This is a genomic window from Sporosarcina koreensis, assembly GCF_042655825.1.
In the GTDB taxonomy this organism is placed as follows: domain Bacteria; phylum Bacillota; class Bacilli; order Bacillales_A; family Planococcaceae; genus Sporosarcina; species Sporosarcina koreensis.
On the sequence record NZ_JBHSNP010000023.1, the window covers coordinates 1 to 14,492 of the forward strand.

General features: G+C 47.4%; 18 protein-coding genes. 16 read left to right on the forward strand and 2 right to left on the reverse strand.

All coding sequences use genetic code 11. The annotated features are described in order from the left end of the window. Window positions 1-351: 351 nt before the first annotated feature. Window positions 352-852: a hypothetical protein gene (locus ACFPTP_RS10235; RefSeq protein ID WP_381444354.1), complete on the reverse strand. Its 501-nt coding sequence runs from the start codon at window positions 850-852 to the stop codon at window positions 352-354. Between the two features lie 144 nt (window positions 853-996). Here ACFPTP_RS10235 and ACFPTP_RS10240 point away from each other — a divergent pair, with 144 nt between their 5' ends. The 16 genes from ACFPTP_RS10240 (at window position 997) to rsmI (ending at window position 14,043) form a co-directional block, all read left to right on the forward strand. Then, window positions 997-1,332 (forward strand): hypothetical protein, encoded by a 336-nt coding sequence (locus tag ACFPTP_RS10240; protein WP_381444356.1) that lies wholly within the window; start codon window positions 997-999, stop codon window positions 1,330-1,332. Between the two features lie 23 nt (window positions 1,333-1,355). Then, a complete protein-coding gene (locus tag ACFPTP_RS10245) occupies window positions 1,356-2,564 on the forward strand; it encodes an ATP-binding protein (RefSeq protein ID WP_381444359.1) in 1,209 nt (402 codons plus the stop codon). Continuing rightward, window positions 2,561-3,214: a response regulator gene (locus ACFPTP_RS10250; protein ID WP_381444361.1), complete on the forward strand. Its 654-nt coding sequence runs from the start codon at window positions 2,561-2,563 to the stop codon at window positions 3,212-3,214. Before ACFPTP_RS10245 ends, ACFPTP_RS10250 begins: the two co-directional genes overlap by 4 nt. Before the next feature lie 135 nt (window positions 3,215-3,349). Next, window positions 3,350-4,282: an ABC transporter ATP-binding protein gene (locus ACFPTP_RS10255; protein WP_381444364.1), complete on the forward strand. Its 933-nt coding sequence runs from the start codon at window positions 3,350-3,352 to the stop codon at window positions 4,280-4,282. Window positions 4,283-4,293: 11 nt separating this feature from the next. Further along, the gene (locus ACFPTP_RS10260) at window positions 4,294-5,472 is read left to right on the forward strand and encodes an ABC transporter permease (RefSeq protein WP_381444366.1); all 1,179 of its coding nucleotides are present in this window, start codon (window positions 4,294-4,296) and stop codon (window positions 5,470-5,472) included. A 12-nt stretch (window positions 5,473-5,484) separates the two neighbouring features. Then, on the forward strand, window positions 5,485-6,630 hold the full coding sequence (locus ACFPTP_RS10265; RefSeq protein WP_381444368.1) for an ABC transporter permease: 1,146 nt from the start codon (window positions 5,485-5,487) through the stop codon (window positions 6,628-6,630). A gap of 101 nt (window positions 6,631-6,731) precedes the next feature. Next, window positions 6,732-8,150, forward strand: coding sequence for an aminotransferase class I/II-fold pyridoxal phosphate-dependent enzyme (locus ACFPTP_RS10270; protein ID WP_381444370.1), 1,419 nt, complete (start codon window positions 6,732-6,734; stop codon window positions 8,148-8,150). A gap of 12 nt (window positions 8,151-8,162) precedes the next feature. Beyond that, on the forward strand, window positions 8,163-8,801 hold the full coding sequence (tmk, locus tag ACFPTP_RS10275) for a dTMP kinase (RefSeq protein WP_381444373.1): 639 nt from the start codon (window positions 8,163-8,165) through the stop codon (window positions 8,799-8,801). 283 nt (window positions 8,802-9,084) lie between these two features. Further along, entirely contained in the window at window positions 9,085-9,414 is a 330-nt protein-coding gene (locus ACFPTP_RS10280; protein WP_060206001.1) for a cyclic-di-AMP receptor, read from the forward strand. Window positions 9,415-9,434: 20 nt separating this feature from the next. Beyond that, entirely contained in the window at window positions 9,435-9,875 is a 441-nt protein-coding gene (locus ACFPTP_RS10285; RefSeq protein WP_381444377.1) for a YaaR family protein, read from the forward strand. Between the two features lie 41 nt (window positions 9,876-9,916). Further along, window positions 9,917-10,912 (forward strand): DNA polymerase III subunit delta', encoded by a 996-nt coding sequence (gene holB / locus ACFPTP_RS10290; protein ID WP_381444379.1) that lies wholly within the window; start codon window positions 9,917-9,919, stop codon window positions 10,910-10,912. Further along, a complete protein-coding gene (locus tag ACFPTP_RS10295) occupies window positions 10,905-11,732 on the forward strand; it encodes a PSP1 domain-containing protein (protein ID WP_381444381.1) in 828 nt (275 codons plus the stop codon). The genes holB and ACFPTP_RS10295 overlap by 8 nt, the downstream gene beginning before the upstream one ends. 13 nt (window positions 11,733-11,745) lie before the next feature. After that, on the forward strand, window positions 11,746-12,105 hold the full coding sequence (yabA, locus tag ACFPTP_RS10300) for a DNA replication initiation control protein YabA (protein ID WP_381444384.1): 360 nt from the start codon (window positions 11,746-11,748) through the stop codon (window positions 12,103-12,105). A 61-nt stretch (window positions 12,106-12,166) separates the two neighbouring features. Further along, window positions 12,167-12,916 carry a tRNA1(Val) (adenine(37)-N6)-methyltransferase gene (locus tag ACFPTP_RS10305; protein WP_381444386.1) on the forward strand — a complete coding sequence of 250 codons (750 nt, stop codon included), beginning with the start codon at window positions 12,167-12,169 and terminating at the stop codon, window positions 12,914-12,916. Then, window positions 12,900-13,187, forward strand: coding sequence for a GIY-YIG nuclease family protein (locus ACFPTP_RS10310; protein ID WP_381444389.1), 288 nt, complete (start codon window positions 12,900-12,902; stop codon window positions 13,185-13,187). Before ACFPTP_RS10305 ends, ACFPTP_RS10310 begins: the two co-directional genes overlap by 17 nt. After that, entirely contained in the window at window positions 13,165-14,043 is an 879-nt protein-coding gene (rsmI, locus tag ACFPTP_RS10315; RefSeq protein WP_381444392.1) for a 16S rRNA (cytidine(1402)-2'-O)-methyltransferase, read from the forward strand. Before ACFPTP_RS10310 ends, rsmI begins: the two co-directional genes overlap by 23 nt. A gap of 55 nt (window positions 14,044-14,098) precedes the next feature. On the opposite strand, the gene ACFPTP_RS10320 is transcribed toward rsmI, so the two are convergent. After that, window positions 14,099-14,374, reverse strand: a complete 276-nt coding sequence (locus tag ACFPTP_RS10320; protein WP_381444394.1) for an AbrB/MazE/SpoVT family DNA-binding domain-containing protein — start codon at window positions 14,372-14,374, stop codon at window positions 14,099-14,101. Window positions 14,375-14,492 lie beyond the last annotated feature (118 nt).

The window sequence follows — 14,492 nt, forward strand, 5'->3', positions numbered from 1 at the left end:
AGTTAAGCTCTTCAGCGTCGATGGTAGTAGGGGGCTTCCCCCTGTGAGAGTAGAACGTCGCCGGGCCAAGGCCATCCCCTGTGGGGGATGGTTTTTTTGTGTTTGAAATTGTTTTTATTTCAATAACAAGTGCTTAAAGTGTCAAAGGCATTTGGCGCGAGTTAGGATTCGTTTGGGAGTGTATTGTTATCCCGCGCTCAAAGCAAGCCCATCCGCGCTCAAACCAGGCCAGTCTGCGCTCAATGTAGGTTCATCCGCGCCCAAAGAGTACCGTTTCGCGTCCAAAGTTCCCCTCCCCGCGCTCAAAGCATGTCATTCCGCGCTCAATGAACCCCAATTCGCGCCTAAAGTTCATTCATTTATTTCATAGATTAGCACATCAAATAAATCTTCATCGGTATAAAGCAATATCGCCCATTCACCTGCCTTTGGAATCTGTACATTGGAGGGTGCGTGTGCATCTGCTCCGTTATTCGGTCCTGCAAGACCTGTCGTCCAACCTGTTGTTAAGATTGGATGCACAGTGCCCGAAGCTCTGTGAAGACCAACCACTGTTAGATTGGTTGCTGCAGGATCTTCAATCCCCCAAAGATGCCACATCCATTTTTGCTTTGTCGTAATGCTTGGCATGTCGGCACCAATCACGCCGGATTTGTTTTCATTACCAACAATATTGCGGTTGAATGAAATGGCTTTTTTATCCCAATCAATATTCTCCAAATCACTTTCTGCCACAAAGTCTGGAACATCCTTAGGCAAAATAAATTTGCTTTTAACTGTTTCAATTTCCGAGCAACCAACCATTAGGATAAGCAAAGTGGAAAAAATAAAAGCTAAAGATTTTCGTTTCAAAAGTTATCCCGCCCCTTCATTAGTTATCAATTTCAAATAACGGTACGTTTTTAAGGGTATATAAGTTTCAGTAACGATCGCTATTGCGGAAAAATACTGAGTAGTTCATGATTAGATTACTAGAGAAAGAATGGAGCAAATCGAATGAAAAAAGCCCTCATCGTTATTCTTATGCTACTCGCTCTCATATCAGCCTATCAATACCAAAAGCCGATTCTAACGACGGAAGAGGCGATTGTGCAGGCGTATGAATACTTATTGGATCCCCCAGATGGATATGGGGACAACTTGATACCTACTAAAGAGTTAGAAGAGATGTGGCCCGTTCATACAAGATTAACGATGAAGCATGGGTTCTACTCTGAAATGGTCAACCGCCGATCATGGGAAGTGACCTTTAAATATGACGGCAAGGAACCTATGGTAATCTTGGATGCCATAACCGGTGAATTCATAATGATATATGGTCCACTGAATTAGAAAAAGCGATCGGGGGAGTGGTCATGAAAAGTTTCTCACTGTTTTTATTCAGTCTGGTGCGTGTGGCGATGCTGGTCATTTTAAGCGGGTATTTCCTGCAAATGACGAATGGCATGGCGGATTCGCGGACCATTTATATTATCATAGCCATTCCCCTGTTCATTGTCAGTCATTTTATTCAAATGGCAGAAGTGCGGGGGAGGACGAGAATTCTTTGTTCCTCAATTGATTTTATGGTCATTACGGGGTTTGGCTTCTTATTCTCGGAAAGCGGCTATTTGTATTTAATCTTTTTTGGTGTCCTGTCGACGACTGTTTTCTTGCTATATGATAATAAAAAAATACTTGTTGTTTTTTCGGGATTATTCGTTGCCGTCTGGGTTTTTATCAGTTTGAAAGTATATGTGGGAACTGGGTTTTTTTCATTTTCAAGCAATATCGTCAATGTCATGTTTGTCATCTACGGGGGGTTCGTCGGGGGACTTATCCGACATTCCCGCAACGCGAAAGAGACAGTTGCCATTCAATACGAACAATTGAATGAATCGCATGAGGCGTTGCAGGCTGCACATTGGCAGCTAAGGGAATATGCGGAGCAAGTGGAGCAGTTGACGGTTGTTCGGGAGCGAAATGAGATAGCGCGGGAGATCCATGACACGGTCGGCCATAAAATGACGGCGCTCGTTGTCCAGTTGCAGTTGGCCCGTGAAATGGCGGAAAGGGATGCGGTAAAAGCGAAAGAAGTCATTGCCATCTGCGAGCAGCTGGCGCGGGATTCACTCCATGAACTGCGGGTCTCTGTCAGGACGTTGAAAGAGGATGACCGGGGGATTTCATTTCACGAAGTGCTCCAGGAGCTGCTTAATGAGTTTTCTGCTATGACGCAAATGGAAACGCGCCTTTCAATGGACGGTGATTCATCCGCTATTCCTTCATCTTTGCAGCCGACGATAAAGAGGGTTATTCAGGAAGGTCTGACGAATGCGAAGAAACACGGGAATGCTCATACTTGTCTTGTGGAAATTCATGTCGGGGAAGAGGAGATCCATTTATCAATCAAGGACGACGGCATCGGACAGAAGAACATTCTTCCGAACTTCGGATTGATTAACATGAAGGAACGGGTTGCAGAACATAGGGGATCGTTTGTAATTGAAAGTGTGGAAGGTGAAGGATTTGGAATCTATATTGACTTTCCATTTCAACAGAAAGAAACGGGGGTGACGGGATGATCAAGATCATGATTGTCGATGACCAGCCATTGGTGCGGGAAGGGCTCGGTACATTGCTTGGTCTTCGGCCCGGAATCGAAGTCGTCGGGATGGCAGAGGACGGGATAGATGCATTGCATAAGGCGCTGGAGCTTCTACCGGATATCGTCTTAATGGATATTCGGATGCCCGGCGTGAACGGCGTTGAAGGGACGAGGTTGCTAAAGGATAGGCTGCCAGATGTGAAAGTGTTGATTTTAACGACTTTCAACGACAGTGAGTACATATTCGACGCGCTTGAAGAGGGAGCGAGTGGATACTTATTGAAGGATATGCCGACAGATACGATTACCCAGGCGATTCTTACCGTCCACCACGGCGGTGTCGTCCTTCCGAAGGATTTCACTTCGCAAGTGCTCACGGAGCTTAGAATGAAGAGCCATAACAGCCCGGTCGAATTACCGAAAGGGATACAGGATTTATCCAATAGGGAAGTTGAGGTTCTGACTCATCTTGGCGAAGGGCTAAACAATAAGGAAATTGCGGATGTGCTGTTCATTACCGAAGGGACGGTTAAGAACCACGTTTCGAACGTCATTCAAAAGCTTGGGCTCCGCGATCGTACACAGGCGGCTATCTACGCTGTCCGCTATGGAATAACGACATTCTAACATTACTTTTTGCATACCTACATGAGAAACGGCATATCGATGCCGTTTTTTTTATGCCTTCAAAATCTATCGCGCGGTCGATGTAAGTCAAGGGCTTCCCTAATAAGATGGAAGTAATGAAGGAGGCTGCGGAGAATGCTTACACTATCGAATGTGAAAAAGGGTTTTGGTGCACACGAGGTCATTAAAGGGATTTCATTTCAAGTCGAAAAAGGGGAGTCGTTCGGATTGCTCGGTCCGAATGGTGCGGGGAAGTCGACGCTTATTTCGATAATTTGCGGACTGATGCCATTCAGTGACGGGGAAATCCGGGTAGGAGGCAAGCTCGTTGGCAAACAGTTGCGGGAGATCAAACAGCTCATAGGAATTGTTCCGCAAGATATCGCACTCTATCCAACGATGTCAGCGCTCGATAACCTACTCTTCTGGGGGAAGATGTATGGTTTATCCGGCAAAAAGGCGAAAGTCCGTGCGAAGGAAGTGCTTGAAATTGTCGGGCTGACGGAGCGTGCAAAAGATCGGATCGACACCTTTTCGGGCGGAATGAAGCGGCGGATCAATATCGGAGCGGCACTCATGCATGAACCGCAGCTGCTCATTATGGATGAACCGACAGTCGGCATCGACCCTCAATCACGAAATCACATTTTAGAAACGGTCAAAACATTGAATGAGCAAGGAATGACGGTCATTTACACAAGTCACTATATGGAAGAGGTCGAATACCTTTGCAGGCGGATCGCCATTATTGACGAGGGGAAATTGATTGCGAGCGGAACGAAAAAGGATCTGGCCGATAGACTGGCGGGAGGAAGTGTTTTGAAGCTTGCGGTTGAATCTGCGGACTCACCGTTCATTGAACAGCTGAAGGAGTTGGACGGAGTTGAACAGGTCATCATGCAGACCGATGGCGAAATCCATCTGCATATGGAATCCAAAACGGAATTGTTGTCGGCTGTTATCGGGCTTGCAAGCCGAACGAACGTGAACATACACAATATGCAATTGGAAGAATCCAACTTGGAGACGTTGTTCCTCCAATTGACGGGGCGGACATTACGTGAATAGAGGTGAGCGGAATGAAAAGCTTATTGATTGCCGGTAAAGACGTTAGAATCCTGTTGAAGGACCGAAGAGCAATGCTCATGCTCATTGGCATGCCAATTATACTAACCGCAATTCTTGGCTCCGCGTTGAAAGGGGTCATGGGAGGGGGAGGCATGCCTGAAACGGTACTGGGTGTTTATGCGGCCGGCTCGAGTGCTTTGACGGCCAACATCCTTCATTCATTGGAAGATGAAGCGCTCGCCATAACAGTCGAACGGGCAGACTCGGAAAAACAGCTGCACGAGTGGATGGAGAACGGGCAAGTCGATGTTGGAGTGCATATTCCATCCAATTGGGGTGATGTGCCGGAGGCCGCGATCATTTTACCGGTTGCTGGACATGAATCCGAAGCGACAATCATCCGGCAGATCTTTGACACGTATGCCGAAACAGCGAATGCCATCGCAGTTTCAACGGAATTGCTCATGACGAGGGCAGCTTCTAGTTCCGAAGTGAATATGCAGGCGTTTCATGCCGGACTTGCAGATTCGCTGCAGTCAGTTGTAAATGAGCCAAGGAACTATGTGGCGGTTGAAACCGTGGGTAAACAGCCTGTTAGTGCGATGCAATATTATGCTGCTGCGATGGCGGCAATGTTCCTCCTATTCAATGCGATGACAGGCGGCAAGTCCTTCCACCGGGAGCGGCAGATGGAGACGATGGCAAGGCTGGTGATGACACCGACTCCCTTGCGATCCATACTCGTCGGTAAATTCATCGGAACATTCCTCTTCGCGTTCTTCCAGTTCACCATTTTCATGGCGGTGACGCATTATCTATTGAAGGTCGACTGGGGGGCGAACAGTTTGCAGACATTCTTTATCGCCATCTGCTACTGTATTGCCGTTTCGGGTCTCTCAATGGTGATGGCCGTCTTTACGTCGGATGAAAAGATGGCGGACGTAGTCGGCAGCATGGGTGTTCAGATCCTTGCATTGCTTGGCGGCTCGATGCTGCCGTTATCCGTATTTCCGGAAGCCTTACGAAAGATCGCTTTACTGACGCCGAATTCATGGGCGTTGACGGGCTTCACATCCATCATGTCCGGAACGGCCTGGTCGGCTTTGTGGCTGCCGGCGGGGACGTTGCTGCTCATTGGCGGCATAGCGATCATAATTGGTTCGATCAGGCTTAGGCACCATGTGGTATAGGAGGGGTGAATGATGAAGAGGGTGATTACGATTTGTCTATTTGAAATGAAACGGACATTCAAAAAGAAATCGGCATACGTCATGATGTTTGCCATGCCGCTATTATTCACATTCATTTTCGGGGCGTTATTCGGTTCCGGCTCTGCTGCAAGCTGGCGTCTAGCACTTGTCGACGAAGACGGGACATCAGTTTCACAGCAGGTCGTAAAGCGGCTCATGATGGATGAAATGGTCACCTTTGAACTGGTTGACGAAGAACAGGCGCAGGAGATGTTTACCGGACAGAAAGTGCAAGGTGTTGTGACGATTGGAAAAGGCATTGCCGAAAAGCTAGCGAATAAAGAACAGGCAGTTCAGCTTCAGTTTCTGCCGGGAACGACTGTAGCTCCCTTACTTGAGCGGCAGGTGAATCAAGCGATTCAAGGCATCGACATTTATCTTGCGGCGGCACGAGAAGGAAGTTCATATCTAACGGAAGATTGGGAAATGATCTTTAACAACCTCACTGCGAATGAAGGGCGGATCCATGTGTGGACCGAACAAGGATTAATTTCACAACAAACAGGAATGACCGGTATATCGTACAGTTCAGCTGGATTTGCCATCATGTTTGTTATGATGATGATGCTATCGATGACCGGTGTGCTGATTGAAGCGCGGCAGACGGGAATCTGGTCGAGATTGTTCGTGTCGCCCGCTACAAGGTTCGAAGTGATGGCCGGTTATTTCCTGTCGTTTTTCCTTGTAGGGTGGGTTCAGTTTTTCCTTCTGATCGTCTTATCATCGGTACTGTTTGGCGTAGAATGGGGGAACCCAATTGGATTAATGGCTCTTGTCACGTCGTTGCTCCTTTGCGTTGTCGGTTTAGGCATCGCGATAGCAGGCTTCGTCAAGACGGCGGAACAGCAAAATGCGATTGGCACATTAGTGATCATTTCGACATGTATGCTCGGCGGCGTCTATTGGCCCATCAATATGGTGCCGGACATTATGCAAAAGATTTCAAATTTCGTTCCTCAAAAGTGGGCGATGGAAGGATTTACGACGCTAATTACGGAAGGCGGCGCTGTAGGAGATATTATGATGTCCTACTTCGTACTACTCGGCTTTGCCGCTGTATTCCTATCCATTGGGCTGTCGAGAATGAAATATGTGTAAGGCCGGGGACCAACCTCGGCTTTTTTCATTTCCAAGAAGGGGTTTTCACCATTAGTGGACCGACTTCCTTTATAATAGATGCAAAGGAAGTGTGAAACGTAATGAGTGAACAAACTAAACCGCTTGTCCAAGCGCTCAGCCAATTCAAGGAAAAGCGGCCGATCTCCTTTCATGTGCCAGGTCATAAAAACGGTTTGCTGTCCGGATTGCCGGAAGAACTGCAATCTGCGCTGCAATACGATATGACGGAATTGGAAGGGTTGGATGACTTGCATGCGCCGTCCGGAGTGATCCGAGAAGCGGAGCAACGGCTTTCAGCTTTATATCAATCCGACCGGAGCTTCTTTCTTGTCAATGGCTCTACTGTTGGCAATTTGGCGATGATGTATGCGGCATGCAAGCCTGGTGATACGGTCATTGTACAGCGGAATGCACATAAATCGATCTTCCATGCCATCGAATTGACAGGTGCCGAGCCGGTCTTTGTATCGCCTACGTGGGATTCCCATTCGAATACGCCGGGTGCTGTCCGTTTTGCTCGGGTGAAGGAAGCGATTGAAGCTTATCCCGATACCAAAGCCGTCGTTCTCACATATCCGACCTACTATGGGGTGACAGGCTCGGAATTGGCGGACATCATTCAATTCAGCCACTCGAAGGGCATCCCTGTTTTAGTGGATGAAGCGCATGGCGCCCATTTCGTCACGGGAGATGCATTTCCACCCTCCGCATTGGAGCTAGGGGCGGACGTTGTCGTACACTCAGCCCATAAAACATTGCCCGCCATGACAATGGCATCATTTTTACATATCAGATCGACTTTGATCACTCCTGAAAGGATTGCGCATTACTTGGGCATGCTCCAATCGAGCAGTCCGTCCTATTTGCTCATGGCGTCCCTCGATGACGCTCGGGCGTATGCTGATTATTTTACAGTTGAAGATCAGGAAGATTTCTTGGAAAAGCGACTAGCCTTCATCGACAGCCTGCTAGCTATCCCGGCATTGCAGATTGTCGAAACCGACGATCCATTGAAGCTATTGCTGCGAGTTAAGGGCTATACAGGGTTCGAACTGCTTGCAAGGCTTGAAGCAGAAGGCATTTTCGCAGAACTTGCAGATCCATTCCAAGTACTGTTCGTTCTGCCGTTGCTGAAAAAGGGTATAGAGTACCCATTCAGCGAAAGCGTGCAAAGGATTGCCGCTGCAGTGGAAGGCTTGCCGGTGAAGGAAGAAGTAGCGGATGAATCGATTCCGATGGATGAGGGGCTATCGACGCTGACCTATCTCCCGCAAGAACTTCTTGAACGCGACACTGAATGGAGATCGATCGAAGAGTCTGTCGGACGTGTGGCGGCAGCTTCCATCATTCCATATCCCCCTGGCATCCCGCTGCTCCTTGGCGGTGAAACAGTGACAGAGCGGCATGTTGCATCACTCATGCAATACTTGCAAATGAATGCGAAATTTCAAGGCGCCATTCGGGCGAATGATAGACGAATACAAGTGATTATCGATTGACGGAGGCATATTATGTTAAATAAAGGGATATTTATTACCTTTGAAGGTCCAGAAGGTGCAGGAAAAACAACTGTCATTGCAGAAATATATAAGAGACTGGAGCAGGAAGGCAAAAAAGCCATCCTGACCCGTGAACCCGGAGGCATCCGCATCTCGGAAAAAATCCGCGGAATCATCCATGACAATGAACATCAGGAAATGGACGGCATGACGGAGGCACTCCTATATGCCGCAGCACGCAGGCAACACCTCGTCGAAAAAGTTGTCCCGGCAATGAAAGAAGGACAAATCGTCCTCTGCGATCGTTTCATCGACAGCTCCCTCGCCTACCAAGGCTATGCAAGGGGGCTAGGCATGGAGGAAGTCATGACGATCAACTCATTCGCCATCGGAGACACAATGCCCGATTTAACCATCTTCTTCGACATCACACCAGAAGAGGGGCTACGGCGAATTTCCAACAGCGGAGAACGGGAACAAAACCGTCTGGACAACGAAACCTTACAGTTCCACGAAAAGGTTTACGAAGGCTACCAACTACTGCTAAAAAAGTTCCCAGACCGCATCGTCAGCACAGACGCCAGCAAACCATTATCTGAAGTAACTGAAAATGTTTGGAAAATTATAAGTTCTCAACTCATTAATAAATAGGATTCATGATATAATAAAGTATAGCTATATGCAGTATTACAGCTATGATTATTATTACAAGCAAGTTCCGTTGATTGAAGCGGAAGGCGTAACGAAGAACGGCTTTTGCGAGTAAAAGCGCAGCGTTACGAGCAGAGAGGACTTAACGGCTGCCTTAATTTCTGCAAAAGGCGCAGAAATACGGCAAATCGAACTCTTCGTGGTTCGATTGGAAAGCGTCCGCCTGAAGCGCAAATCAACAGTTTGATCAAATAAAATAAAAAAGCTAAAAGGAGAGGGTACCGTGAAATTGATTGTGGCAGTTGTACAAGACCAAGACAGCAACCGCTTATCGGCGGCTTTGACGAAAAATGATTTTCGAGCTACGAAACTAGCCAGTACTGGAGGGTTTCTGCGGTCAGGAAACACAACCTTCCTCATCGGAACGGACGACAGCCTCGTTCCGAAAGCTTTGGAATTGATCCGTGAAAATTGCCGTTCGCGCGATCAAATGGTCGCACCTGTTTCACCTATGGGCGGCAACGCAGACTCCTATATCCCCTACCCAGTAGAAGTGGAAGTAGGCGGCGCCACAGTATTCGTCCTGCCGATTGAACAATTTCATCATTTCTGATGAAATGAGGTGAAGTACACATGAAAGTAAATGGAGACTACCGGACCGGGCCTGACAAGTTCAGAAATGACCCATTGCGTCCAACACAAGGAAACGCCCGGTTCGGTCAAATGGTCCTGCAACAAGAAGAACGCCTGCATGGAGAACAAATCACAAGACTTCTCGGAGACATCTCCTCAGCAGGGGACCGTCTTGCCCGTTCACGGAATCTACGGGACATGGCAAAATTCAAGATGCTCGTCCGCCGTTTCCTGAAAGAGTCGGTTGAATCCGGAATGGGCTTGAAACAATCCCATACATGGAATCAATTCGGCGAAGGACGACGCTTGAACATCGTCCAGACAATCGACGAGAAACTCATTGAATTGGCGGAAGCCTTATTGAATGATGAGCAGACGTCAGTCGAATTATTAGGGAAGATCGGGGAAATCAAAGGACTTCTCATTAATATATATAGATGACCTGTGTATTTACACGTTTTTTGCAGCAAGGAGGGACAAGCATGGAAAATAGCATCAAGTTAAGGCAAAAAGCCGTCATCGATAGACTGGAAGCGACATTCCGGAATAACCGGATTGGACACGCCTATCTATTCGATGGTGAGTCGGGCACGGGAAAAGAAGAGGCAGCTATCCATTTTGCGAAGCTTCTGCTTTGTGAAAGTCCCGAAAATGCTGTTCCATGTGAAACATGTCGAAACTGCAAACGGGTTGCGTCAGGGAATCATCCGAATGTGACGAAAATCGAACCGGATGGACAAGACATTAAAAAAGAACAGATGTCTTCATTGATCATGAAGATGACGAGAAAAGGATATGAACCGGGTCGTAAAATATATATCATTTCCCGGTCGGACCGGATGAATGTGGCGGCAGCCAATACGCTGCTGAAGTTTTTGGAAGAGCCTGATGGAGAAGTGACGGCGATTCTTCTGACCGATGCCTATCAGTCAATCCTTCCAACAATCCAATCCAGATGCCAGCGTGTCAGTTTTCTTCCGCCACGACGGGAAGAAATGATAGCAAAACTGACCGATGCAGGGACTACCGCATCGATGGCGGCAACAGTTACGATGATGACAGCGGATATCGGGCAAGCAAAAGAGCTTGCGGAAAATGATCAATTTGCACACATGCGAAAAACAGTGTTAAAATTGATTGAAGCATCGGATCGCAATGTCAATGAAGCGCTTCTATTCATCCAATCGGAATGGTTGCCGGCAATGAAAGAGAAGGAAGACGTGGAACGTGGTCTTGACTTGCTTCTCTACGCATACCGTGATATCGTCTCGATGAAAGCCGGGCTGCAGTCGGAATTGGCGTTTCCCGATCAGCAGCAGATTTTCCGAGGTCTTTCGATGAAGATGACATATAGCCGTCTATCGGCCAATATGGAAGCGATTCTGCAAGCGAAGAAAAAGCTGTACGGCAATATGAACCGTGCGCTTTTAATGGAACAGCTGGTGCTCAATTTGCAGGAGGGGTTAACGCTTGTATAATGTTGTAGGTGTCCGCTTTAAAAAAGCGGGTAAAATATATTATTTCGATCCTCTCGATTATCCGCTTGACGTCGGTGATTATGTCATCGTCGAAACAGCCCGGGGTATCGAGTACGGAAAAGTCGCTAGTCCTGTGCGGGAAGTCGATGAAAATGACGTCGTCTTGCCACTTAAGAAAATCATTCGCAAGGCGCTTGTAGAAGACCAGATCCAAGTGGATGAAAACCGGACAGATGCCGAGCAGGCATTCGGAAAATGTGTCGAGAAAATCCGGGAACATGAGCTGGACATGAAGCTTGTCGATGTGGAATACACATTTGATCGCAATAAGATCGTCTTTTATTTCACAGCGGAAGGACGGGTCGATTTCAGGAACCTTGTTAAAGACCTTGCCGCCATTTTCCGTACGCGCATCGAATTGCGCCAAATCGGCGTCCGGGACGAGGCGAAAATGCTAGGCGGAATCGGACCGTGTGGAAGAATGCTCTGCTGTTCGACATTCCTGGGCGACTTTGAACCTGTATCTATCAAGATGGCGAAGGATCAAAACTTGTCACTCAACCCATCCAAGATTTCCGGATTATGCGGTCGTCTCATGTGTTGCCTGAAATACGAAAACGATGAATATGAAGAGGCGAAAGCTCTCATGCCTGATATCGGTGAGCGGGTGCAGACGCCTGAAGGGCCGGGGAAAGTGGTCGGCTTGAATTTGCTTGAGCGAATTTTGCAAGTGAATTTGGCAGATCAGGAGCAAGTCTTGGAATATTCATGGGAAGAAATAGAGAGTCGAAAAAGCTCAGTAGCTCAATTGACGAAATGATGGGGTGAAATAGTTGAAAGAAGGGAACTTTCTCGACAGAGTGATGGAGTTTGAGCAGCAGCTCGAAGCCATGCATGAGCAATTCCGGGAACTTATTGGATTTGTGGCGAAGATGACGGAAGAGAACCACTCACTTCAACTGGAAAACCATCATCTCCGGACGCGGCTTGACGAATTGACTGACAAAACTCAAATGATGGATGAAAAACGGCCGCCTGAGAAGCCCCAAAGAGTCGATATCGGCGAAGGGGTGGACAACCTGGCCAGGATATATAATGAAGGATACCACGTCTGCAATGTCCATTACGGAAGCAGTCGTAAAGGGGAAGATTGTTTGTTTTGCCTATCCTTCCTGAGCAAACAGAATGCTTGAGATGAGCCGATCCTATAATCATGTAGGCATCGGCTCTTTTCTTTTGATAGGAGAGAACTGAATGGAGAAATTATTGAAGGACGATGAACGTCTCGACTATCTATTGGCGGAAAACTTGCGGATCATTCAAAGCCCCTCCGTCTTTTCATTTTCACTCGATGCCGTCCTGCTTGCAAAATTCGCGTCTGTACCGATCCGTTCGGGTAAGATTGTCGATTTATGCGCAGGCAATGGGGCGATTCCCCTTTTCCTAAGCGCACGGACGAATGCTGACATTATTGCGGTTGAGCTTCAGGAAAGGCTAGCGGATATGGCAAGGAGAAGTGTCGGCTATAATGGGTTGGATGAGCGGATCACGATTGTGAAAGACGATGTGATCGGGATTGCCGGGAAGCTCGGCTATGAAAAATATGACACGGTCACTTGCAACCCGCCCTATTTTCCAGCTATCGAAGCGAGTGAGAAAAATTTGAAGGAACATGTCGCCATTGCGAGGCATGAAATCAGGCTGACGCTTGAACAGGCTGTGCAGTCTGCGAGTGAGCTATTGAAGCAAGGCGGGAAAGCGGCATTTGTCCATCGGCCGGGCAGGCTGCTTGATATTGTGACGGCAATGCGTGCAAATCGGCTGGAACCGAAAAGAATCCGTTTCGTTTATCCGAAAGAGGGCAAAGAGGCGAATACGTTATTGATTGAAGGAATAAAGGACGGCAAGCCGGATCTGAAGATATTGCCCCCCCTTTATGTATATGGCCAAGACGGGGAGTATACGGAAGAAGTGAGGCTTTTACTATATGGACAAGATGAATGAGCATCTGTTCTATGTCCTGGAATGCAATGACGGCTCCTACTATGCTGGCTATACGAATGATTTGGAAAAGCGAATCCGTACGCATAATGAAGGAAAAGGCGCAAAGTACACGCGTGCCAAGCTTCCGGTCCGCCTCATTTACCGGGAAAGCTATGAAACGAAGCAGGAAGCGATGCGGGCTGAATACCGGTTCAAGCAATTGGCTCGACCAGCTAAGGAACAATATATGCGAAAGGGGCAACGCTCGAATGAAATCACAGAAAAGCGCTGAAGCAGGTGTTGCGAAGCTATTTCTTGTCGGGACGCCAATCGGCAATTTGGAGGATATGACATTCCGGGCAATCCGGATTCTGCAGGAAGCGGATATGATAGCTGCGGAAGACACGAGGAACACAATTAGGCTTTGCAACCATTTCGAGATAAAAACACCACTGATGAGCTACCATGAGCATAATCTCGAAAAGGGCGGAGAGAAAATCCTGTCGTTGTTGGCGGAAGGGAAGACGATTGCCCTCGTCAGTGATGCAGGGATGCCATGCATATCCGATCCCGGAAATGATATTGCTTTGAAAGCGATTGAAGAGGGGTTCGATGTTATCCCGGTGCCAGGTGCGAACGCTGCTATTAGTGCATTGGTTGCTTCCGGACTCCAGACGCAGCCGTTCACCTTCTTCGGATTTCTATCGCGGCAGAAAAAGGAGCGCAATGAGCAGTTGCAGAAACTGAAGCAAAAGGAAGAGACTTTACTCCTGTATGAAGCACCTCATCGCTTGAAGGAAACAATCAAGGCCCTTGCGGAAGCATTCGGCGGTTCGCGCCAAGTCGTTTTGGCGAGGGAATTGACGAAACGATATGAAGAATTTCTCCGCGGAACACTTGAGGAAGCAGCTTCATGGGTGGAATCAAATGAAATAAGAGGGGAATTCTGTATCGTCATTGCGGGCAATGAGGATGTTGAAGAAGCGGCTGAAAACTGGTGGCAGGATATAAGCATTCGGACACATGTGGAAATGGTGATGGAAAAGGAAGGCGTTTCATCAAAGGAAGCGATCAAATTCGTGGCATCGGAAAGAAGAATGCCAAAAAGGGATGTTTATCAGGAGTATCATGTGAATGGAAATGTATAATAAAAATCCAGAACAGCTACTTGTTCTGGATTTAAATATTATTGCGACGATAATATTATTTTATCTTCTCTTCGATTTCTTTAACGAGTTGTCTAGCACCATCCGGGCTTAAAATCAGCTTTCCGTCAATAAGCTGCAAGTTGTTGTCGGAAACTTCACCTGTAATAGAACAAGTCATATTTGGCATGTATTTCTTTAATATAATTTTGTCATCATCGACATAGATTTCCAAAGCATCTTTCTGCTCAATTCCAAGTGTACGGCGAAGCTCGATTGGAATGACAACGCGGCCGAGCTCGTCGACTTTTCTCACGATTCCTGTTGATTTCATGACAAGAATTCCTCCTAAACGATTTAAATTTTCGTCAAAATTCGACATATTTATCTTGTCTATCAAACATCATACCAACTCTTCCATTTAACGTCAATAAAACCCGCTTAATATTATG